The sequence below is a fragment of the Cupriavidus sp. 09_S30 genome, from assembly GCF_056930435.1.
In genome coordinates, this window is record NZ_JBXOWI010000001.1 from 2,773,066 (window position 1) to 2,792,910 (window position 19,845).

A 19,845-nucleotide genomic window follows, 5' to 3' on the forward strand; every position below is an offset into this window, starting at 1 on the left:
AGATCTGGAGTTCCATTGCGGGCGCAGCCAAGGGAAAACGATACGCGGACGTCCGTACAGGCGCGCGAAACCGTCGTGTCCCGGGCAGGAATTTCATCCGGTGGCGCCGGCCCCCATGATGGGATCGATGGCCAGACCACGGACGAAAATTCTCCGCCGCCCATCTTTGGTACCATCCAGCCCGAGACACGCCCTCAGGCCGACAGCCCCTGTCCCATGGGCATGAATGGAGATCGCGCTGTGAAATACCTGAAGATCCTGGCGGTGATGGCCTGCCTGGTGTCTGCTGCCTGCACCACCACAGCGCCGCCCTATTCCGGCCGCCAGATGTCCACGTACGATATGTCGACGGAGTACACGGTGGAATATGTGCCAGACGGCTTCACGCTCATGGTCGACTACCGGTACCAGCAGTTCACGATTCTGCCCAGTACCGCAGCGGCCGCGTGCAGGACAGCGGTCAGCAATGTGGCCAACAGCCTGGCCGACCGAAGGCACAGGCCGATCGAGCCGATAGGCGACCAAAGCATCAAGCTGAACACCAGCAGGAATTGGTTCGGGAAGGTTACCGCCTGCTCCGCGACCGCGCCGATCGTCTGGAAGCGCTGAACCGATCGCGACCAGGCCATACCGGCGACAAAGCGCCCAAGCCAGGCTCGACTCGAGCCGCCTACTCGCCCTGCAGGGACTCCAGCATCTCGAACCGGCACGTGTAACCGTGAAAATCGTTCGCTGCGGACCTCCGTCACGCGTGCCGCAGCTCGCCGGCCCTGCCCTGCAGCAGCGCGTCGTTGCGCTGTGCGGCTTCGCGCAGGTAGTCCCACAGCGTGGTGATGCGCTTGAGCGTGCGCAGTTCCTCGTGGCAATAGATCCAGAAGCTGCGCGTCACGACCACCTCGTCCACCAGCAGCGGTACCAGCCGCGGGTCTTGCGCGGCCATGAAGCAGGGCAGGATCGCCAGCGCTTCGCCCTGCAGCGCGGCGTGGTATTGCGCGATCACGCTGGTGCTGCGCAGCACGACGTCGCCGCCGGGCACGATGTCCTCCAGATAGCGCAGTTCCTTGCTGAACGTGAGTTCGTCGACGTAGCTGATGAAGCGCCGGCCCTTGAGATCGCCAAAGCGCTCGACCGCGCCGTGCCTGGCGAGGTATGCAGGCGTGGCGTAGAGCTGGAGCCGGTAGTCACACAGCTTGCTGCACACATAGGGGCCGCGCCGCGGGCGCTCAATGGTGATGGCCAGGTCCGCCTCGCGCTTGGACAGGCTCACGAAGCGCGGCACCGGCATGATGTCTAGCTGGATCGACGGGTATTGCCGCTGGAAGCGCGACAGCAAGGGCGTGAGGAAGTAGGTGCCGAACGCCTCGGTAGAGCCGATGCGCACATGCCCCGACAGCGTCTGCCCCCAGCCGGCCACCTGCTCGCAGGCCGATTGCAGCGTGCCCTCCATCTGCTCGGCGTACACCTGCAACTGCTGCCCCTCGGGCGTGAGTGCGAAGCCCGCATTGCGCGACTTGTCGAACAGCAGCGTGCCCAGCGCCTGTTCGAGCGCGCGCACGCGGCGCGAGACGGTGGTGTGGTCGACTCCGAGGCGCTGCGCCGCCATGCTCACCCGCTGGGTGCGGGCGACTTCAAGGAAGTAGCGCAGGTCATCCCAGTCGGGGCGGGCGCCCGGCAAGCCGCCGTGCGGGCTCCCGTGCCCGCTCCCTTGTCCGTTTGGCGTGCTCGTTGCGCTGGATGTCTTCGCCGCCCTCGTGACTTGGCCGGCCCCGCTCGCTCGACTCGGCATGGCGGCGTCTCCTATGTGTGTTTTTGCACATAGTAAATGCAGATATTCACCATACAAAGCAAATTCACACAAATATACTGGCCCGATGCCACGCAAAGATGGCAAGGCAAGACAAGAAAAACACCAAGGAGACAGACGATGAAGATCAAGCCATGGCTGGCCGCGCTGGGACTCGGCGTGGGCTTTTGCGTCAACGTGCCCGCAGGCTTCGCGCAGCTGCCGGACAGGCCGGTGAAGGTCGGTGTGCTGACCGACATGACCGGACCGTATTCGGCCATGGGCGGCTCAGGATCGGTGGTGGCCGCACAGATGGCCATCGACGACTGCCTGGCGGCTGAATGCAAGGGCATGAAGATCAGCCTGGTCTCGGCGGATAACCAGAACAAGGCGGACGTCGCCGCCAACCGGGCGCGCGAATGGTTCGACCGCGACAACGTCGACGCGATTGCCGACCTGACCAATTCCGCCGCGGCCCTGGCCGTGCAGAAGCTGGCGATGGAAAAGCAGCGCGTGGTGATGTTCTCCGGCCCCGCGACCACGCGCCTGACCAATGAAGACTGTTCGCCGACGGGCTTTCACTGGATGTTCGACACGTATTCGCAGTCGGCCGCCACGGCCCGCGCGATGGTCAAGAGCGGCGGCAAGTCCTGGTACTTCCTGACCGTGGACTATGCCTTCGGCACCTCGCTGGAGAAGGACGCGGCCGATAACGTCAAGGCGCTCGGCGGCACAGTGGTGGGCCAGTCGCGCCATCCGCTCAACGCATCGGACTTCGCCTCCTTCCTGCTGCAGGCGCAGGCGTCGAAGGCACAGGTCGTGGCGCTGGCCAATGGCGGGCAGGACACCGTCAACGCGCTCAAGGCGGCGCGCGAGTTCGGCATCGTGCAGCGCGGCCAGAAGCTCGCGGCCTTGCTCGTGTTCCTCTCGGACGTGCACGCCCTCGGCCTGGATACCGCGCAGGGCCTGATGTTCACCGACGGCTTTTATTGGGACTACGACGACGCCTCGCGCGCCTGGTCCGCCCGCTTCCAGCAGAAGTACAAGAACCTGAAGCCGACCATGGTGCAGGCGGGGGTGTATTCGAGCGTGCTGCATTACCTGCGCTCGGTGGCGGCGGCCGGCAGCGTCGATGCGAAGGTGGTGGCACAGAAGATGCGCGAGCTGCCGATCCGCGACCCGATCATGCGCAACGCCTCGATCCGCCCCGACGGCCGCGTGATCCACGACATGACCCTGTTCCGCGTCAAGACGCCGGCCGAATCGAAGGGACCGTGGGACTACTACACCGCAGTGGCCACGGTGCCCGCGGCCGAAGCGTTCCAGCCGCTGTCGAAGTCGAGCTGCCCGCTGCTCAAGACGACCTCCGCGTCACGCTGACACGCTGACGCACTGACGCACTGACGCACTGACGCACTGACGCAAGGATGCGATGACCGGTTCCGCCGCGGCGGCCCGGCTCGCCTCCCATTTTCTTCTTGATTGATCATCCGATCCGGTTCCCCAGGAGAGCGATCCATGTCCATTCCGACCCTCCCGCTGCTGATCGACGGCAAGCGCGTCGAATCGAAGACCACGCAATGGCGCGACGTCATCAACCCGGCCACGCAGGAGGTGGTCGCGCGCGTACCGTTCGCGACCGCTGACGAACTCAACACGGCCGTCGCCTCGTCCAAGGCCGCGTACAAGACCTGGCGCAACACCTCGCAAGCGGCGCGCATGCGCATCATGCTGCGGTTCCAGCAACTGCTGCGCGATCACACGGCCGAGCTGGCGGCGCTGATCACCCGCGAGCACGGCAAGACCCTGCCCGACGCGGAGGGCGAGGTGGGGCGCGGCCTGGAGGTGGTGGAGCACGCCTGCTCGATCGCCTCGCTGCAGCTCGGCGAATACGCGCAGAACGCGGCCGGCGGCATCGACGTCTACACGCTGATCGAGCCGCTCGGCGTGTGCGCCGGCATCACCGCGTTCAACTTCCCGGTGATGCTGCCGTGCTTCATGTTCCCGCTGGCGGTGGCGTGCGGCAACACCTTCGTGCTCAAGCCGTCGGAGCAGGATCCCAGCGCATCGCTGCGGCTGGCCGAGCTGGCGCTCGAAGCCGGGCTGCCGCCGGGCGTGCTCAACGTGGTGCACGGTGGGCCGGACATCGCCAACGGCCTGTGCGAGCATCCGGACATCAAGGCCGTGTCGTTCATCGGCTCGACGCACGTGGGCACGCAGCTCTACCGCCGCGCGTCGGACGCTGGCAAGCGCTGCCAGGCCATGATGGGCGCCAAGAACCATTGCGTGATCCTGCCCGACGCCGATCGCGAGCAGGCCATCAACCACCTGCTGGGCGCAGCGTTCGGCGCGGCGGGCCAGCGCTGCATGGCAACTTCGGTGGCCGTGCTGGTGGGCGAGGCGCGCGAGTGGGTGCCCGAGATCGTCGAGCGTGCGCGCCAGCTCAAGGTGGGGCCGGGCACGGACCGCAGCGCGGACCTCGGCCCCGTGGTCTCGAAGAGCGCGCGCGCGAGAGTCGAGCGCCTGATCGGCGCCGGCGTGGAAGAAGGTGCCAAGCTGCTGCTCGACGGCCGCGACCATCACGTGACGCAGGCGCCCGAGGGCAACTTCGTCGGACCGACGGTGTTCGACGGTGTGACCGCTGACATGTCAATCTACCGCGAGGAGATCTTCGGACCGGTGCTGTGCATGACGGGCGTCGACACGCTCGACGCGGCCATCGACCTCATCAATGCCAACCCGAACGGCAACGGCGTGGCGCTGTTCACGCAGGACGGCGGCGCGGCGCGCCAGTTCCAGAACGAGATCGACGTCGGGCAGGTCGGCATCAACCTGCCGATTCCCGTGCCGGTGGCGTGGTTCAGCTTCACCGGCTCGCGCGCATCGAAACTGGGCGACCTCGGCCCCAATGGCAAGCAGGCCATCCTGTTCTGGACGCAGACCAAGACCGTGACGTCACGCTGGCAGGCGCGCGGCACGGGGCCGACCGGCGTGAACACGACCATCACGCTGAAGTGATGCCAGCCTGATGCGAACACGGGAGACGATCATGTCCACACAGAGCATCGCCTTCATCGGCCTGGGCAATATGGGCGGCCCGATGGCCGCCAACCTCGTCAAGGCCGGGCACGCCGTGCGCGGCTTCGACCTGTCGGGCGCGGCGCTCGAACGGCTGGCCGCGCAAGGCGGCCAGGCGGCCGGCTCGATTGCCGACGCCGTGCGCGAGGCCGACGTGGTCATCACCATGCTGCCCGCGGGCGAGCATGTGCTGGCCGCTTACGGCGGGCCGGACGGCATCCTCGCGCATGCCGCCCCGCACGCCGTGCTGATCGACTGCAGCACGGTGCCGCCGGACGTGCCGCGCCAGATCGCGGCGCAGGCGCGCGCGGGCACGCCGCTGCTCGACGCACCGGTATCAGGCGGCACCGCGGGCGCCGCAGCCGGCACGCTCACCTTCATGGTCGGCGGCGACGCGGCGCTGGTCGAGCGCATGCGGCCGCTGCTGGCATCGATGGGGCGTGCCATCCACCATGGCGGACCGCTGGGCGCCGGGCAGACGCTCAAGCTGTGCAACAACATGCTGCTGGGCATCCTGATGGCCGGCACCAGCGAAGCGCTGCGGCTGGGCATCGCCAACGGGCTCGACCCCAAGGTGGTCTCGGCCGTCATGCAGCAGAGTTCGGGTCGCAACTGGACGCTCGAGGTGTACAACCCCTGCCCGGGCGTGATGGAAGCGGCCCCGGCCTCGCGCGGCTATACCGGCGGCTTCGCCACCGACCTGATGGCCAAGGACCTGCGCCTGGCGCACGCCGCCGCAGCGGCCAGCGACGTGGCGGCACCGCTGGGCGACCTGGCGCGGCGCATCTTCGAAGTGCACCGCGCCAACGGCCACGGGCCGCTGGACTTCTCCAGCGTGTTCGAGGATGCGGTGACGCTGGAGCAGGCGCTGGCGGTCAGGTAGGCCCTGCGACAAACGCCGTTTGCGGCACGAAGGAGCGGGCCCCATCTCTGGGGCCCGCTTTTGCATTCGGGGGGCGACGAAGGGAGAAAGCGGACATCCTGCGATCTCGTTGCGCGACCCGGACAGGGCCGGCCAGGCACCGCCCCCGGAAACCGGACCCGCAACCCTCAACCGCCCGATGCCCAGCGCGCCAGCGTAGCAACCGTGTTCATATTGCGCGCCGTGCCCGCCTGCGCACCTGGGATCTTCAGCTTCGAGGCCGCCATGCCCGCGCCGTAGTGCACATAGATCTCGCGCGCGCCGAGGGCCACCCGTTCGTCCTGCAGACCGCTTACCCCGTCGAGCATGTCGGCGGATGGGGCGTCATCCAGGAAGATCGCAACCGTCCGGTTGGGCGCCGCCTCGGCAAAGGGATTGGCAGCGAGCACGGCGGCCATCTCGACGCCCGTGCGCACCAGCACGCCGACCGGCTTGCCGGCATAGGCGGCCAGCGCCGTCTCCAGCGCCGCCTTGACCCCGCTCGCCGGCAGATCGCTGGTGAAGACAACGTTGCCGCTGGCGATATAGGTACGTGCACCGGCAAATCCGAGGCCGGCACAGATGGCGCGTAGATCGGCCATCGGCAGCTTGCCGGTGCCGCCGACGTTGACGGCGCGCAGGAGGGCGATATAAGTGGTCATGCGCGCATTCTATGCCGTTGCCAAGCCCGTCCCTGCGGCCTCGATCGCCCTGCCCGCCTCCAGCCGCCGGGTCCGGTAAGTGGCTGGCCTCTGCCCGCGTGCCGGTGCCCGGCGCGCAGCGCATGCGGCGCCGGCGTTACGTATCGCGTCGCACGTCTATCCGGCCGCCGCTAAGGCTGCCGCCAATCACGCCAGCCAAGCCTGGCCGCTTTCGGTAAACTGGCGGGCAACGCGCGATGCGGCTGCCGCATGCGCCCTTTTTTCCCGCTTCATGTCGAATACCCACGAAATCCGCCCCGGCCAGTCGATCGAACTGCTCAAAGCCCTGCACATCCTGACGCGCGACGGCAAGATGAACCAGGACAGCCGGCGCAAGCTCAAGCAGGTCTACCACCTGTACCAGTTCATCGAGCCGCTGCTGCAGGAACGCAAGGAGGCGCGCGGCCAGATCACGCTGGTCGACCACGGCGCCGGCAAGTCCTACCTGGGCTTCATCCTCTACGACCTGTTCTTCAAGGCGCTGCAGGACCAGTCGCACATCTACGGCATCGAGACGCGCGAGGAACTGGTGCACAGCTCGCGTGAGCTGGCCGAGCGCCTGGGCTTCCCGGGCATGTCCTTCCTCAACCTGTCGGTGGCCGATTCCATCACCTCCGACGCGCTGCCCGCCACCGTCGACATCGTCACCGCGCTGCATGCCTGTAACACGGCGACCGACGATGCCATCCGCTTCGCGCTGCACAAGCGTGCCCATCACATCGTGCTGGTGCCCTGCTGCCAGGCCGAGGTGGCCAGCGTGCTGCGCCGGCACAAGGGCAAGCTGCTGGCGGGCAACCCGCTCACCGAGATCTGGCGCCATCCGCTGCACACGCGCGAGTTCGGCAGCCAGGTGACCAATGTGCTGCGCTGCCTGCAGCTGGAGGCGCATGGCTACCAGGTCAGCGTGACCGAGCTGGTGGGCTGGGAGCACTCGATGAAGAACGAGCTGATCATCGCCCAGTACAAGGACCTGCCGCGCCGGCGCCCGGCCGAGCGGCTGCACAGCGTGCTGGAATCGCTCGGCCTGGAAGAGCTGCAGGAGCGCTTCTACACGCCGGCCTGAAGCCGGCACGGCCGGTACGCGACCGGCCCACGCGCCCGCGCTGCGCGGGCGCAGGCTCAATCTTCGGATTCGCCGCGCATCCACTCGCGCCAGCCGGCATGGCCCAGGCGGCGCAGCGTTTCCTGGTTGCGCTCGTAGATGTCTGCCGCATCGGGAAAGGCCTCGGCGGCGCGCGCGATGCTGTCCTCCCGCAGCAGGTGCAGGATGGGGTAAGGCGCCCGGTTGCTGTAGTTCTCGATATCGTCCGGCTCGCTGTCCGCGAACTGGTATTGCGGGTGGAAGCTGGCGATCTGCAGCGTGCCCTCCAGCCGCAGGCTCTTCAGGAGGCGCTCGGCGAAGTAGAGGAAATCGTTGTATTCGAGAAAGTCCGCCAGCGCATGCGGCAGGATCAGCAGAGTGGTGTCGATGCGCTCCGGATCGGCCTCGGCCAGCAACTTGAGCTCGCGCTCCAGGTCATCCAGCACATCCTGCGCCTCGCTGGCCTCGCTGATTGCATAGCGGATCTGCCCCTTCACGTGCACGCCCTTGGCGAAGGGACACAGGTTGAGACCGATGACGGCACGCGTGAGCCAGTGGCGTGTGGCGGCGAGCACGCTGTCATGGCCGGCATCATGGCCAGCATCAGCGCCGGAAGTGTGGTGGGGATCGCTGCCGCCGGCAGCGTTATCGTTGATATCAAGCATGGGGGTCGGACGCATGGGGTCGGACGCAGGGACGTCGGACCAAGTACTGCCCGCGATTTTACCCCTCGCGCACCCGATATAATCCGCCGCGGGACAGCCGACCCGCGCCCGCCCTTCCCCCGACGCCATTCATGCCAGCAGCAGACGCCCCCGCTCCATCCTCCGCCTCCGACCGTTCCAGCACCGCCGCCGGTTTATCGTCTGGCCGGCCGGGCCAACCGGGCCACACCGTCGCGGTGGTCGGCGGCGGCCCGGCCGGCCTGATGGCCGCGCAGATGCTGTCGGAGGCGGGCATCGCCGTCACGGTCTTCGACGCAATGCCCTCTGTCGGCCGCAAGTTCCTGATGGCTGGCAAGGGCGGCATGAACCTGACCCACGCCGAGCCAGAGGCCGCCTTCCGGGCCCGCTACGGCAGCCGCAGCGCCGACATCGCGCCGCTGCTCGACGGCTTCGGACCGCAGGCCCTGCGCGACTGGGCGCACGGCCTGGGCATCGAGACCTTCGTCGGCAGCTCCGGACGCGTCTTTCCCACCGACATGAAGGCCGCGCCACTGCTGCGCGCCTGGCTGCACCGCCTGCGCGAGGCCGGCGTGGTGTTCCGCATGCGCCACCGCTGGCTCGGCTGGGCCGACCAGGCGCAGGCCGGCGGCCAGTGCCTGCGCTTCGCCACGCCGCAGGGCGAGGAATGCGTCCAGGCCGATGCCGTGGTGCTGGCGCTGGGCGGCGGCAGCTGGGCCCGGCTGGGATCGGACGGCGCCTGGGTGCCGCTGCTGGCGGCGCGCGGCGTCGACATCGCGCCGCTGCGCCCGGCCAACTGCGGCTTCGACGTGGGCTGGAGCGAGCACTTCAGCACGCGCTTCGCCGGCCATCCGCTGAAGGCGGTGGCGATCGGCCTGACCGGGCCTGACGGCACCGAGCACCATCGCCAGGGCGAATGCGTGGTGACCGCCGGCGGCATCGAAGGCAGCCTGGTCTACGCCCTCTCGGCACCGATGCGCGACCTGCTCGACAGCGGCGCGGAAGCCGTGATCCGGCTCGACCTGGCGCCCGGCCTGAGCACGCAGCGCGTCGCCGAGGAAGTCGCGCACCCGCGCGGCGCGCGCTCGATGTCGAGCCATCTGCAGAGCCGCCTGGGCATCACGGGAGTCAAGGCGGGCCTGCTGCGCGAATGCCTGCCCAAGGAAACGATGGCAGACCCGGCAGCGCTGGCGGCGGCGATCAAGGCCTTGCCGCTGCGGCTGCTGCGTGCGCGGCCCATCGATGAAGTGATCAGCAGCGCAGGCGGGGTGTGCTTTGAGGCGCTGGACCGCGACCTGATGCTGCGCGCGCAGCCGGGCGTGTTCTGCGCCGGCGAGATGCTGGACTGGGAAGCCCCCACCGGGGGCTATCTGTTGACGGCCTGCTTTGCCAGCGGCCGGGCGGCGGGGCTGGGGGCCGCCACCTACCTCGGCTGCCGCTGAAGCCGGCGGCGCGGGCCGCGCCGCCCGCGCTCAGCCGCCCTCAGCCGCGCTTGCCGCCGGTGATGGCCAGCGCCACCGCCTCGGCCACCTCGATGCCATCGATGGCTGCCGAGTAGATGCCGCCCGCATAGCCGGCGCCTTCCCCGGCGGGATAGAGGCCGTCCACATTCATGCTCTGGTAGTCGTCCTTGCGGCGGATGCGCAGCGGCGACGAGGTGCGCGTCTCCACGCCCGTCAGCACGGCATCGTGCATGGCGAAGCCGGCGAGCTTCTTGTCGATCTCCGGCAGCGCCTCGCGGATGGCCTCGATCACGTAGTCCGGCAGCGCGGTCGACAGGTCGGTCGGCGTCACGCCCGGCTTGTACGAAGGCTCGACCGAGCCCAGCGAGGTCGACGGCCGGCGCGCAATGAAATCGCCCACCAGTTGGCCCGGCGCCCGGTAGTTGCCGCCGCCCAGCTCGAAGGCCCGCTCTTCCCAATGGCGCTGGAAGGCGATGCCGGCGAGCGGGCCGCCCGGATAGTCTTCCGGCGAGATGCCTACCACGATGCCGGCGTTGGCGTTGCTCTCGGCGCGCTTGTACTGGCTCATGCCGTTGGTGACCACGCGGCCCGGCTCGGAAGCCGCCGCCACCACCGTGCCGCCGGGGCACATGCAGAAGCTGTACACCGAGCGGCCATTGCTGCAGTGGTGCACGACCTTGTAGTCGGCCGCGCCCAGCAGCTTGTTGCCGGCGAACTTGCCGAAGCGGCTGCGGTTGATCAGGCCCTGCGGATGCTCGATGCGGAAGCCCAGCGAGAAGGGCTTGGCCTCCATGAACACGCCGCGCGCCTCCAGCATTTCGAAGGTGTCGCGCGCGCTGTGGCCCACCGCCAGGATCAGCTGCTCGCAGGCCAGGTAGTCGCCGGTGGAGAGCTTGACGCCGCGCAGCTTGCCGCCGTCGATGTCGAGGTCGTCCACGCGCGTGCTGAAGCGGATCTCGCCGCCCAGCGCGAAGATCTCGGCGCGGATCTTCTCCACCATGCTGACCAGGCGGAAGGTGCCGATGTGCGGCCGCGCCTTGTACAGGATGTCCTCGGGCGCACCCGCCTTGACGAACTCCTCCAGCACCTTGCGGCCGTAGTGCCTGGGGTCCTTGATCTGGCTGTAGAGCTTGCCGTCGGAGAAGGTGCCGGCACCGCCCTCGCCGAACTGCACGTTCGACTCCGGATTCAGCACGCTCTGACGCCACAGGCCGAAGGTGTCCTTGGTGCGCTCGCGCACTTCCTTGCCGCGCTCCAGGATGATGGGGCGGAAGCCCATCTGCGCCAGCAGGAGGCCTGCCATCAGCCCGCACGGCCCCATGCCCACCACCACCGGCCGCGGTGTGCTGCCGCCTTCCGGGGCGTGCGCGACGAAGCGGTAGTGCATGTCGGGCGTCACGCTCCAGTGCGGCTTGCCCGCCATGCGCTTCTTCGCGCCTTCCTCGTCCTTGACCTCGATATCGATGATGTAGGTCAGCTTGATGTCCGAGCGCTTGCGCGCATCGTGCGCACGCCGGAACACTGTGTAGCCGACCAGGCCGTCGGCCTTGACGCCGATCTGGGCCAGGTGGGAGAGGATAGCGGCCTCGAGATCACTTTCATCGTGTTCGAGGGGGAGTTTGACTTCACTGAGACGTAGCATGGGCAAAGGATTCTGCGGCCGGGATGACAAAGCGCGACGGCCGGACCGCAATTCTATCGGCTTTCGGCGCCGGCCTCCTCTTCGGCATGCCCTTCCCGCCCGCTGCACGCCCTTCTGCTCAGCCCCAGCACCGCGCGCACGGCCAGGCGCCAGCCCTGGAAGCACGTCGCAAGACGTGCGCGAAGGCGTGCACGCCCCGCGCCGCGGCATGCCAGCGGCGGGCGCAGCGTCACGGCGGACTCTCCGTCCGGCTGCAGCGCAAGCCAGCCCGCGGATTCCACCACGAAGACATCGCCGGCAGCCAGGCGGCGCTCGTGGCGGAACAGCGTGTCGGCCAGCCAGGCCGGCGCCGCGGCAAGCCCAAGGCGCCCCGTGTTGACGTGCAGCACGGTGCCGGCCACGGCATGCACGCGCAGCGACTGGCCTGGCTTCAAGTGGAACTGTTGCGCCGGTTGGGTCGGCTGGGTCGGTTGGATCTGCGGCCCGCGGGGGGCAAGGTGAGCGGATGGCATGGCTTCGGTTGCAGTGGACTGTCAGGCCACCAGCGTAGCCAGCGCGACACTGCCGAAACAGGCACACGCCGCCCCCAAATCGAGCGCAACAGTCGCGGCTGCGGACCACTGTTACGATACAGCTTCGCCCCTTCTGTATCTGTTCGAGCGGCGCCGCGCGCGCCATCATGCCCCATGGATTCCGCGACGCTCTATCACAAGCTGGCCACCCGCTATCGGCAGGCCATCGGCGCCGGCACGCTGACGCCCGGCGACCGCATGCCCTCAGTCCGCAAGCTGATGGAGCTGCATGGGGTGAGCCTGTCCACCGCGCTGCAGGCGTGCCGGCAACTCGAACGCGAGGGCCTGCTCGAGGCACGGCCACGTTCGGGCTATTTCGTGCAGCGGCGCGCGGCGCCATCGCGGGCCGCCCCGATCGCGGAACCTGAGGCCAGCTTGCCTGACCCGGCGCAGTACGTCGGCATCCATCAGCGCATCTCGGCCATCCTGGCACGCAGCCGCCAACACACCATCCAGGTCAGCCTGGCCGGCATCAGCGCGGCGCCGGAGTTCTACCCGGCGACCGCACTGCAGGCCGCCGCCGTGCGCGCGCTGCGCCGCGACCCGCGGCTCTACGCCCGCGCGCCGGAGGCAGAGGGACACCCGGCACTGCGCGCGGCGCTGGCGCGCCACGCCCTGCTGTCGAGAGTCAGCCTGGCGCCCGAGGACATCGTCGTGACGCATGGCGGCACCGAGGCCCTGCACCTGGCACTGCGCGCCGTGGCCGGTCCCGGCGATGTGATCGCAGTGGAGTCGCCCACCTACTATGGCCTGCTGCAGATCCTGGAAGGCCTGGGCATGCGCGCGCTGGAGATTCCCTGCAGCCCGCACACCGGCATCTCGCTCGAGGCACTGGAGCTCGCCGCGCAGACCTACGACAACATCAAGGCGGTGGTGGTCGTGCCGACCTTGCAGAACCCGCTGGGCAGCATCATGCCCGACGCGCACAAGGCCGCGCTGGTGCAGTGGTGCGAGGCGCGCGGCATCGCGCTGATCGAAGACGACTGCTTTTCCACCTTGGCCGATGGCGACACGCGGCCGGCCGCCGCCAAGTCCTGGGACCGCAGCGGCAACGTGATCCACTGCGCCTCGCTGCACAAGTTCCTGGCCCCCGGCATGCGCCTGGGCTGGATCGCGGCGGGCCGCTGGGCGGCGCGCGTCGCCATGCTCAAGTACAGCCAGTCGCGCCCCAACGAATCGCTGGCGCAGCTTGCGGTGGCCGATTTCATGTCCAGCGGCGCCTTCGAGCGGCACCTGCGCCGGCTGCGCGAACAACTGCGCGGCCAGCGCGAATGGATGACTGACGCCATCGCCGGCGGCTTTCCCGCCGGCACCCGACTGTCTTCGCCACGCGGCGGCATGCATCTGTGGGTGGAACTGCCGGCCGGCATCGCCTCCGAAACGCTCTTCGAACTGGCGCTGCGCGAAGGCATCCACGTCGTGCCGGGGGTAATGTTCTCCAACTCCAGCCGCTTCGACCACTTCCTGCGCATCAATTGCGGCACGCCGCGCTCACCGTTGCTGGAAGACGCGATGCGCCGGCTGGCGGGCGTGGCCAACCGGCTCGCCTCATTGCAGCCGGAGCGCGGATGAGCCTCGCGGGGCGCGGCAACGTGGGCCCGGCATGATCTTGGACAAGGTGCGGACCGAGGGTTTGCCCTAGGATCTGGACATTGATTGTCCACGGCCCTTCACCATGCAACAAGGACACCCGGCCCCGCACTACTCCATCGACGACCTGCGCGCACTGGCGCGCCACCTGACCGATGGTTCGCTGCTGCAGACCACCACGCTGCTGCTGATTGCCGAAATCGAGAGTAACGCCCGCCGCCCCCTGCCGGTGCGCGCCGGCCGCGGCCGCGCCGACTGAGCGCGCCGCCCCGCGCCGGTTGTCGCAGACCGCGCCGCGAAGACCGCTCTGCGCGGTCCGATATTTGCAATTCCTTTTTGCAATACCGCTCCCATTTTCCCGCCCCCTGCCCTATGCTACGGCGCTGACGCGCCTGCCTGGCCGGTCACCGGGCGCCGGCCATCCGGCCACCTCCTTCTGCGCGCCTGACGGGAACCTTTGGAAGCCGCCTCCATGACAGCCATGACAACAACACTGATCGCCGGCGCACACACCGACGACGACTACAAAACCCTGTTTCAGCTCGCCCCCGTGTCGCTGTGGCTGGAGGATTTCAGCGCGGTCAAGGCCCGCTTCGACATGCTGCGGGAGCAAGGCATCGTGGATCTGCGCGCGCACCTGCGGGCCAACCCCGAGGAAGTCGCGCGCTGCTCGGCGCTGATCCGCGTGATCGCCGTCAACCGCCGGACGCTGGAGCTCTTCCGCGCCGCCGACCTGGCCGACCTGGTCGACAACCTCGACGCCGTCTTCCGCGACGATATGTTCGACCAGCACGTGGAAGAGCTCGGCCAGCTGTGGGATGGCCAGGCGCGCTTCGCCAGCCAGACCGTCAACTACGCGCTCGACGGAGAACGCCTGGACATCCGCCTCGAGGCCCGTGTGATGCCCGGCTACGAAGACAGCTGGGAACGGGTGCTGCTGTCGCTCGAGGATGTCACCATGCGCACGCGCGTGGAGCGCTCCCTGCGGCGCAGCCAGCAATACGCGCGCGGGCTCTTCGAACATTCGCCGGTGTCCTTGTGGGTGGAAGATTTCAGCGTGGTCAAGATGCTGCTCGACGAGGTGCGCGCGGCCGGCATCACCGATTTCCGCACCTTCATGAACGTGCATCCCGATTTCATCATGCGCTGCATGCAGGAAATCCGCGTGATCGACGTCAACCAGCAGACGCTGCAGATGTTCAGCGCGCCTTCCAAGGAAATCCTGCTGTCACGCCTGGGCGACGTGTTCCGCGACGACATGCGCATCCACTTCGCGGAGCAGTTGCTGGACCTGTGGCACGAAAAGCTGTGGCAGCAGCGCGAGGTCATCAACTACGCGCTGGACGGCCGCGCGGTCGATGTCTTCATGCAGTGGTCGGTCTTCCCCGGGCGCGAGGCCGACTGGGACCAGGTGCTGGTGTCGCTGACGGACATCACCGCGCGCAAGAAGGCGGAAGCCTACGTCGAGTTCCTCGGCAAGCATGACGTGCTCACCAAGCTGTACAACCGCGCCTTCTACGAAGACGAGCTCGCGCGCCTGAGCCGCAAGGGTCCCTGGCCGGTCAGCGTGATCGCGCTCGACCTCAACGGCCTGAAGCAGGTCAATGACCAGAACGGGCATGGCGACGGCGACGGGCTGCTGCGCCGTACCGGCGAGGTCCTGAAGAAGGCCGTGAGCGAGCAAGCATGCATCGCGCGCGTCGGCGGCGACGAGTTCATGGTGCTGCTGCCCGGCTGCGACGAGCGCGGCGTGAAGCTCGTGGTCGATCAGGTCAGCCAGGTGCAGGAGCTGAACAATCAGTTCTACCCGGGGGCGGCGCTGTCGCTTTCGATCGGCGCAGCCACCTGCGTGCAGGGCGAGCGCCTCAGCGACGCCGTAAAGGCAGCCGACGCACAGATGTATGAGGCCAAGCGGGCCTATTACGAGGCGCAGGACAACGACCGGCGCCGCGTCTGAGCCTCATTCAGGCGAACATTCCCCGCGCATCAGCGCCCACTCCTCGCACTGCTTGCCGGAGGGGAAGATGCACATGCCGGCCTGGCCGGCCGCCGAGGAAACGATCTGCAGAGTGCCGCCGCGCTGCGAGCAGTTGACGGAGGCGGGATTCGGCATGCCGATCACGCGCGGGCCATCCGGCTGGCGCGCTGGCACCGCGCTGGCGGGCGTGGCCGTCACCGCGGATGCGGGCGTGCCGGACTGGCCGGCGCCCGGTGCCTGGCCGGGCGTGGGACCGCCACAGGAAGCCACCGCCAGCGCGGCGGCGAGAAAAAGATAGTTGCGCATGTTGGGCTATGGGATGGCCCGGCTGATGACGGGCCAAGCGGAAAGCAGGAAGTCGGAAACTGCGGGAAGCGGCGGAATACGACGGGAAACGACGAAAGCGGCAGAGAAAGCGGATGCGGCGCCCGGCAGTCGCCAGGCGGCGGGCAGGATCCGCGCAGCCGCAAGCGGAACGGGACGGCGCACGCGCCGCCCCGGCCGGCTTACAGGTAGATGATCAACGCAATGCCGGCCACGATCAGGCCGAACTTCACCACATAGTAGAGCGGACGGTTCCACGCCTTGAAGCGGCGGCGGTACTGCCCACCCAGCCAGACGATGCGGAACAGCCGGTTGATCATGCCGGTCTGGTCGGTCTCCTCGTTCGGCGAGCTGGCGGCGGTCATCAGCTTGCGGCCCAGCCAGCGGTTCACCTGCGCCGCCCAGCCGAAGCGCATCGGACGCTCGACGTCGCAGAACAGGATCAGGCGGTTGGCGTCGCTCTTGTTCTCGGCCCAGTGCAGGTAGGTCTCGTCGAAGACCACGCCGACGCCGTCGCGCCAGCTATGGCGTTCGCCGTCGACCTCGATAAAGCAGCGGTCGTCATTGGGCGTGGCCAGCCCAAGGTGGTAGCGCAGCGAACCGGCGAACGGATCGCGGTGCGGATTGAGCTTGCCGCCCGGCGGCAGCTCGGCGAACATCGCGGCCTTCACGCTGGGCAGTTCGCGCAGCAGCGCTACGGTGCGCGGGCACAGCGTCTCCGCCGAGGGATGATGGGCTTCGTACCACTTCAGGTAGAAACGCTTCCAGCCGTACTTGAAGAAGGAGTTGAAGCCCGCGTCGTCGTTCTTCTCGGCGGCCTTGATCTTGCGCATCGCGGCCAGCGCCAGGCCCTCGTCCCGGATCTCGGGCCAGGCGGCACGCAGCTTCTCCAGTTCAGGGAAGCGCTCGACCGGGATGTAAGGCGTGCGCTGCACGCCCGAGAAGGCGTACATAAAACAGTTCAGCGGCGCCACGACCGCCGAATGGTCGAGCAGCTGGCGCCAGATACGCAGGCGCACCTTGCCGCGGAAGTGCACGTACAGAATCGCGCCCAGATAGCCCGCGACGATAATCCACTTGATCACCCGAAATCCTCCATATCAACCGGCGGACGCCGCGCGTGCCATCGAGGCAGGGGAACGCGGCGCCCCGAGGGGCGAAAAGCCGTATTTTAGCGAAATGCCGCCGCGCGGGCAGGATGTGGGTCGCATGCCACTTGACTCGCGTCAAAGACAACGGCCCGAAATGCAGGGACGAAACCGGGCGGCCCCGGCATCGGCGCGGTTCGGCCTCAGTCGCCGCCTCGCGAGCGCCGGGCGATGCGCGCGATCAGGGCCTGGGCGTCGGCGGGCGCACCCTGCAGCGTCAGCAGCCGCGCATTGAGCACCAGGTTCTCCAGCACCAGCTTGGCGGTGGAGGCCCACATGGTCGCCATGATGGCTTCCGGCGGCAGCCCAGAGGACTCCATCTCGCTCGAGCGCTCGGCCACCAGGTGGCAGACCAGCGCGCGCAGCGCGTCATCGTCGAAGGGAAGATTGGCGTAGTCGATCGGGTCCTCCTTCTCGACTTCCTCCATCAGCTGCAGCAGCATCTCTTCGGTCATCAGCAAGCTCCTTGCTTGATGCGCGGGCGATCGCGCGGCAACGCGATGCGGACGGTGCGCAGGGGCGCGCCCCGAGAATCACGCTAAATCAAAGGCCGGAGCCTGTCAATCGGCCCGCCGCAGACCGACGGCACGGGGAGATTGAACAAAACAGTGTAAGCTTTGGTCATAACAGCCATTCAATCGGGGAATAGCGTTCATGACCAAGCGTTTGTTGTCCGCCATGCGTCAGTACGCATGGTTCAGAGGGGTGAAGCATCATGTCGTGCAGGGCGTGGAAGCCCTGGCCGACCTGCTCAAATCGCCCTCCGCCGCGGCGCGTGCCGTCGCGGCCGTCATCGCCGAGACCGAGCATGGCGTGCAGGTGTGGGTATCCTATTTCGGCAAGCCGCTGGATCCCCACACAAACTACGTCCTGTGGCCGGGCCAGAGGCTCAAGCCCGCGCGGCGCCGCGTCGCGGCGATTCCGCTCCAGCCGACGCGGCGGCCGCACGACTAGCGCGGCACTCACCCCGGCATCGCCGCGCGCTGCGCGGCGATGCACCGGCGACGTCAGGCTTCAGCCCAGCGCCGCAGCAGGTTATGGTAGACGCCGGTCAATCCGACCACGGCCGGCTCCTGCTGCCCTAGTGCCTGTCCTACCCGACGGATCTGTGCATCCAGTTCGAACAGGAGCGTGCGCTGGCCGTCGTCGCGCACCATGCTCTGAATCCAGAAAAAGGACGAAACCCGCGCGCCCCGCGTAACCGGGGTCACGTGGTGCACGCTGCTGGCGGGGTACAGCACCATATGGCCCGCGGGCAGCTTCACGCGCTGCGGTCCGTAGGTATCCTCCACCACCAGCTCGCCACCGTCGTAGTCCTCCGGCTCCGTCAGGAACAGCGTTGCCGACAGGTCGCTGCGAAGGCGGAAACTACTGCCGCGCAGATAGCGGATGGCATTGTCGACGTGGCTGCCGAAGGCCCCGCCCCCCTCATAGCGGTTGAACAGCGGCGGAAAGACCTTGAGCGGCAACGCTGCCGCGAAGAACAGTGCATTGGCGGCCAGCGCATCCTCGATCAGCGCGCCGACCTCCCGCGCCGAGGGCGAACCCTCGGGCAACTGCAGATTGCGCTTGGCCAGCGCGGACTGGAATCCCGATGTCGCGTTACCGTCGTGCCATTGCGCCGCATCCAGAATGGCCCGGCATTGCGCCACCTGGTCCGGAGAGAGCACGTTCGGAATCTGCAGCATCATGACGTCGATCACCTTGCAATGGGTTGGAAACCCGGGTGCGGCACGCGAACGCAAGCGCATGCCAGAGCCCGGCGTGCCCACATTGTATGGGAAAGCCCGCCACAATAAAAATGCGAATCATTTACATTTGAGCCGAGACAAAACCGCGCACGCACAGGCACACAACACTGCTGTCGCTGGCGATATGCAGTCAGATCTGGCTTGGAGGAAATGCGGCCGGATCGGCCATTGCCGGCACCCTGCGTTGCGAACGATGCCGCGCGTGATGCCAAAGGAGGGGACTGGTTGCGGGGGCAGGACTTGAACCTGCGACCTTCGGGTTATGAGCCCGACGAGCTGCCAACTGCTCCACCCCGCGTCCGAAGAAGAGAGATTATGGAGGATCCGACAGAACATTGCAAGCAGTTTCGCACCGATTTCGTGCCGGCCACGCGCAACGGCATCACTCGGGCTGCCCGAGCATGCGATCCACCAGCCCATAGGCCGCAGCGAAGGCCGCGACCTCGGCCGCATGCCGCGTGGCGAAGCCGCTGCTGCCGCTCGATATCACCTCGGTATCGCCTGCATCCGAAGGATCTGCACCCTGCTGGCACACGCGCGCCTCATAGCCCCACAGCCCGCCCTGCGACTCCCGCGCCTGCGAAGCCGTTTCCGCCTGTCGACGCAGCGCGGTCCGCACATAGACATCCATGCTGCGATAGGCCTCCACACGCCAAGTGGTCTCTCTCATCTGGGCCGCCTCCAGCTTGCTGTTACGCGCCACGCCCGTGCGTGGCGCATCGTGCTTGCAGCCTAGTTGCGCGCGCACGCGGGCGCAAGGCGCACTGCGGCAGCGGTGTTGCCGTGATGTGGCGCAGACCAAGGGATCAAGTTCGGAAATTCAGCGGTGCTGGCCCCGGACGCGGCGATGCAAATGCAGCCTGACCGGACCGTGCCGTTGGCAACGTGTTGCAATGTGTCGCGAGGCGTCGATAAGTGGGACGCACAGACCGCGCGGGACCCGAAGGCACAAAAGAAAAAGGGCTTCCGTTTCCGGAAGCCCTTTCTTCAATAGGTGGCGCGGCTGGCAGGATTCGAACCCACGACCCCTTGGTTCGTAGCCAAGTACTCTATCCAACTGAGCTACAGCCGCACGCGAGAAGGAAATTATATCGGGTTTTTCATTTTTGTGAACCCCCCTGCGCCAACTTTTTTGCACTTTGGGCTGAAG

20 protein-coding genes and 2 tRNA genes are annotated in these 19,845 nt (G+C 67.6%); 10 read left to right on the forward strand and 12 right to left on the reverse strand.

Annotated elements, in window-relative coordinates; genetic code table 11:
• The first annotated feature begins 240 nt into the window (after positions 1-240).
• Complete coding sequence (locus AC1Z3O_RS13115) at positions 241-609, forward strand: hypothetical protein (protein WP_483516152.1); 369 nt, start codon at positions 241-243, stop codon at positions 607-609.
• A gap of 136 nt (positions 610-745) precedes the next feature.
• Here AC1Z3O_RS13115 and AC1Z3O_RS13120 read toward each other — a convergent pair whose 3' ends face one another.
• Entirely contained in the window at positions 746-1,786 is a 1,041-nt protein-coding gene (locus AC1Z3O_RS13120) for a LysR family transcriptional regulator (RefSeq protein ID WP_483516153.1), read from the reverse strand.
• A gap of 138 nt (positions 1,787-1,924) precedes the next feature.
• Between AC1Z3O_RS13120 and AC1Z3O_RS13125 the strand changes: the two genes are divergently transcribed.
• From AC1Z3O_RS13125 to mmsB, 3 genes are all read left to right on the forward strand, one after another.
• Positions 1,925-3,163 carry an ABC transporter substrate-binding protein gene (locus tag AC1Z3O_RS13125; protein ID WP_483516154.1) on the forward strand — a complete coding sequence of 413 codons (1,239 nt, stop codon included), beginning with the start codon at positions 1,925-1,927 and terminating at the stop codon, positions 3,161-3,163.
• Positions 3,164-3,301: 138 nt separating this feature from the next.
• Positions 3,302-4,801 carry a CoA-acylating methylmalonate-semialdehyde dehydrogenase gene (locus AC1Z3O_RS13130; RefSeq protein WP_483516155.1) on the forward strand — a complete coding sequence of 500 codons (1,500 nt, stop codon included), beginning with the start codon at positions 3,302-3,304 and terminating at the stop codon, positions 4,799-4,801.
• 31 nt (positions 4,802-4,832) lie between these two features.
• The gene (gene mmsB / locus AC1Z3O_RS13135) at positions 4,833-5,744 is read left to right on the forward strand and encodes a 3-hydroxyisobutyrate dehydrogenase (protein ID WP_483516156.1); all 912 of its coding nucleotides are present in this window, start codon (positions 4,833-4,835) and stop codon (positions 5,742-5,744) included.
• A gap of 167 nt (positions 5,745-5,911) precedes the next feature.
• Here mmsB and AC1Z3O_RS13140 read toward each other — a convergent pair whose 3' ends face one another.
• Positions 5,912-6,424, reverse strand: a complete 513-nt coding sequence (locus AC1Z3O_RS13140) for a DUF1697 domain-containing protein (RefSeq protein ID WP_483516157.1) — start codon at positions 6,422-6,424, stop codon at positions 5,912-5,914.
• A gap of 271 nt (positions 6,425-6,695) precedes the next feature.
• Here AC1Z3O_RS13140 and AC1Z3O_RS13145 point away from each other — a divergent pair, with 271 nt between their 5' ends.
• Positions 6,696-7,526, forward strand: a complete 831-nt coding sequence (locus AC1Z3O_RS13145) for a class I SAM-dependent methyltransferase (protein ID WP_483516158.1) — start codon at positions 6,696-6,698, stop codon at positions 7,524-7,526.
• A gap of 56 nt (positions 7,527-7,582) precedes the next feature.
• On the opposite strand, the gene AC1Z3O_RS13150 is transcribed toward AC1Z3O_RS13145, so the two are convergent.
• A complete protein-coding gene (locus AC1Z3O_RS13150; protein WP_483516159.1) occupies positions 7,583-8,209 on the reverse strand; it encodes a DUF1415 domain-containing protein in 627 nt (208 codons plus the stop codon).
• A gap of 131 nt (positions 8,210-8,340) precedes the next feature.
• Between AC1Z3O_RS13150 and AC1Z3O_RS13155 the strand changes: the two genes are divergently transcribed.
• Entirely contained in the window at positions 8,341-9,669 is a 1,329-nt protein-coding gene (locus tag AC1Z3O_RS13155) for a TIGR03862 family flavoprotein (RefSeq protein ID WP_483516160.1), read from the forward strand.
• 40 nt (positions 9,670-9,709) lie between these two features.
• Here the strand turns inward: AC1Z3O_RS13155 and AC1Z3O_RS13160 are convergent, their stop codons facing one another.
• On the reverse strand, positions 9,710-11,332 hold the full coding sequence (locus AC1Z3O_RS13160) for an NAD(P)/FAD-dependent oxidoreductase (protein ID WP_483516161.1): 1,623 nt from the start codon (positions 11,330-11,332) through the stop codon (positions 9,710-9,712).
• Between the two features lie 53 nt (positions 11,333-11,385).
• Entirely contained in the window at positions 11,386-11,766 is a 381-nt protein-coding gene (locus tag AC1Z3O_RS13165) for a hypothetical protein (RefSeq protein ID WP_483516162.1), read from the reverse strand.
• A 252-nt stretch (positions 11,767-12,018) separates the two neighbouring features.
• Between AC1Z3O_RS13165 and AC1Z3O_RS13170 the strand changes: the two genes are divergently transcribed.
• The 3 genes from AC1Z3O_RS13170 to AC1Z3O_RS13180 all read left to right on the forward strand — a co-directional run bounded on the left by AC1Z3O_RS13170 (position 12,019) and on the right by AC1Z3O_RS13180 (position 15,451).
• Positions 12,019-13,476 (forward strand): aminotransferase-like domain-containing protein, encoded by a 1,458-nt coding sequence (locus AC1Z3O_RS13170; protein WP_483516163.1) that lies wholly within the window; start codon positions 12,019-12,021, stop codon positions 13,474-13,476.
• 103 nt (positions 13,477-13,579) lie between these two features.
• On the forward strand, positions 13,580-13,753 hold the full coding sequence (locus AC1Z3O_RS13175; RefSeq protein ID WP_483516164.1) for a hypothetical protein: 174 nt from the start codon (positions 13,580-13,582) through the stop codon (positions 13,751-13,753).
• A gap of 213 nt (positions 13,754-13,966) precedes the next feature.
• Complete coding sequence (locus AC1Z3O_RS13180) at positions 13,967-15,451, forward strand: sensor domain-containing diguanylate cyclase (protein ID WP_483516165.1); 1,485 nt, start codon at positions 13,967-13,969, stop codon at positions 15,449-15,451.
• A 3-nt stretch (positions 15,452-15,454) separates the two neighbouring features.
• Here the strand turns inward: AC1Z3O_RS13180 and AC1Z3O_RS13185 are convergent, their stop codons facing one another.
• The 3 genes from AC1Z3O_RS13185 to AC1Z3O_RS13195 form a co-directional block, all read right to left on the reverse strand.
• Entirely contained in the window at positions 15,455-15,778 is a 324-nt protein-coding gene (locus tag AC1Z3O_RS13185) for a putative hemolysin (RefSeq protein ID WP_483516166.1), read from the reverse strand.
• 200 nt (positions 15,779-15,978) lie between these two features.
• Complete coding sequence (gene lpxO / locus AC1Z3O_RS13190) at positions 15,979-16,881, reverse strand: lipid A hydroxylase LpxO (RefSeq protein ID WP_483516167.1); 903 nt, start codon at positions 16,879-16,881, stop codon at positions 15,979-15,981.
• Between the two features lie 206 nt (positions 16,882-17,087).
• Positions 17,088-17,399 carry a hypothetical protein gene (locus AC1Z3O_RS13195; protein WP_483516168.1) on the reverse strand — a complete coding sequence of 104 codons (312 nt, stop codon included), beginning with the start codon at positions 17,397-17,399 and terminating at the stop codon, positions 17,088-17,090.
• Between the two features lie 199 nt (positions 17,400-17,598).
• On the opposite strand from AC1Z3O_RS13195, the gene AC1Z3O_RS13200 reads away from it, so the two are divergent.
• Positions 17,599-17,898 carry a hypothetical protein gene (locus AC1Z3O_RS13200; protein WP_483516169.1) on the forward strand — a complete coding sequence of 100 codons (300 nt, stop codon included), beginning with the start codon at positions 17,599-17,601 and terminating at the stop codon, positions 17,896-17,898.
• A gap of 53 nt (positions 17,899-17,951) precedes the next feature.
• On the opposite strand, the gene AC1Z3O_RS13205 is transcribed toward AC1Z3O_RS13200, so the two are convergent.
• The 4 genes from AC1Z3O_RS13205 to AC1Z3O_RS13220 form a co-directional block, all read right to left on the reverse strand.
• Positions 17,952-18,635: a Fe2+-dependent dioxygenase gene (locus tag AC1Z3O_RS13205; RefSeq protein WP_483516170.1), complete on the reverse strand. Its 684-nt coding sequence runs from the start codon at positions 18,633-18,635 to the stop codon at positions 17,952-17,954.
• Positions 18,636-18,917: 282 nt separating this feature from the next.
• A tRNA-Met gene (locus tag AC1Z3O_RS13210) sits at positions 18,918-18,993 on the reverse strand.
• A gap of 84 nt (positions 18,994-19,077) precedes the next feature.
• Complete coding sequence (locus AC1Z3O_RS13215) at positions 19,078-19,365, reverse strand: hypothetical protein (RefSeq protein ID WP_483516171.1); 288 nt, start codon at positions 19,363-19,365, stop codon at positions 19,078-19,080.
• 325 nt (positions 19,366-19,690) lie between these two features.
• Positions 19,691-19,767 (reverse strand) — tRNA-Arg (locus AC1Z3O_RS13220).
• Positions 19,768-19,845 lie beyond the last annotated feature (78 nt).

What these genes read in the sequence shown, in the direction of transcription:
- AC1Z3O_RS13120 (WP_483516153.1), bottom strand. Translation starts at nt 1,786, where the DNA reads ATGCCGAGTCGAGCGAGCGGGGCCGGCCAAGTCACGAGGGCGGCGAAG.
- AC1Z3O_RS13125 (WP_483516154.1), top strand. Translation starts at nt 1,925, where the DNA reads ATGAAGATCAAGCCATGGCTGGCCGCGCTGGGACTCGGCGTGGGCTTT.
- AC1Z3O_RS13130 (WP_483516155.1), top strand. Translation starts at nt 3,302, where the DNA reads ATGTCCATTCCGACCCTCCCGCTGCTGATCGACGGCAAGCGCGTCGAA.
- mmsB (WP_483516156.1), top strand. Translation starts at nt 4,833, where the DNA reads ATGTCCACACAGAGCATCGCCTTCATCGGCCTGGGCAATATGGGCGGC.
- AC1Z3O_RS13140 (WP_483516157.1), bottom strand. Translation starts at nt 6,424, where the DNA reads ATGACCACTTATATCGCCCTCCTGCGCGCCGTCAACGTCGGCGGCACC.
- AC1Z3O_RS13145 (WP_483516158.1), top strand. Translation starts at nt 6,696, where the DNA reads ATGTCGAATACCCACGAAATCCGCCCCGGCCAGTCGATCGAACTGCTC.
- AC1Z3O_RS13150 (WP_483516159.1), bottom strand. Translation starts at nt 8,209, where the DNA reads ATGCTTGATATCAACGATAACGCTGCCGGCGGCAGCGATCCCCACCAC.
- AC1Z3O_RS13155 (WP_483516160.1), top strand. Translation starts at nt 8,341, where the DNA reads ATGCCAGCAGCAGACGCCCCCGCTCCATCCTCCGCCTCCGACCGTTCC.
- AC1Z3O_RS13160 (WP_483516161.1), bottom strand. Translation starts at nt 11,332, where the DNA reads ATGCTACGTCTCAGTGAAGTCAAACTCCCCCTCGAACACGATGAAAGT.
- AC1Z3O_RS13170 (WP_483516163.1), top strand. Translation starts at nt 12,019, where the DNA reads ATGGATTCCGCGACGCTCTATCACAAGCTGGCCACCCGCTATCGGCAG.
- AC1Z3O_RS13175 (WP_483516164.1), top strand. Translation starts at nt 13,580, where the DNA reads ATGCAACAAGGACACCCGGCCCCGCACTACTCCATCGACGACCTGCGC.
- AC1Z3O_RS13180 (WP_483516165.1), top strand. Translation starts at nt 13,967, where the DNA reads ATGACAGCCATGACAACAACACTGATCGCCGGCGCACACACCGACGAC.
- AC1Z3O_RS13185 (WP_483516166.1), bottom strand. Translation starts at nt 15,778, where the DNA reads ATGCGCAACTATCTTTTTCTCGCCGCCGCGCTGGCGGTGGCTTCCTGT.
- AC1Z3O_RS13195 (WP_483516168.1), bottom strand. Translation starts at nt 17,399, where the DNA reads ATGACCGAAGAGATGCTGCTGCAGCTGATGGAGGAAGTCGAGAAGGAG.
- AC1Z3O_RS13200 (WP_483516169.1), top strand. Translation starts at nt 17,599, where the DNA reads ATGACCAAGCGTTTGTTGTCCGCCATGCGTCAGTACGCATGGTTCAGA.
- AC1Z3O_RS13205 (WP_483516170.1), bottom strand. Translation starts at nt 18,635, where the DNA reads ATGATGCTGCAGATTCCGAACGTGCTCTCTCCGGACCAGGTGGCGCAA.
- AC1Z3O_RS13215 (WP_483516171.1), bottom strand. Translation starts at nt 19,365, where the DNA reads ATGAGAGAGACCACTTGGCGTGTGGAGGCCTATCGCAGCATGGATGTC.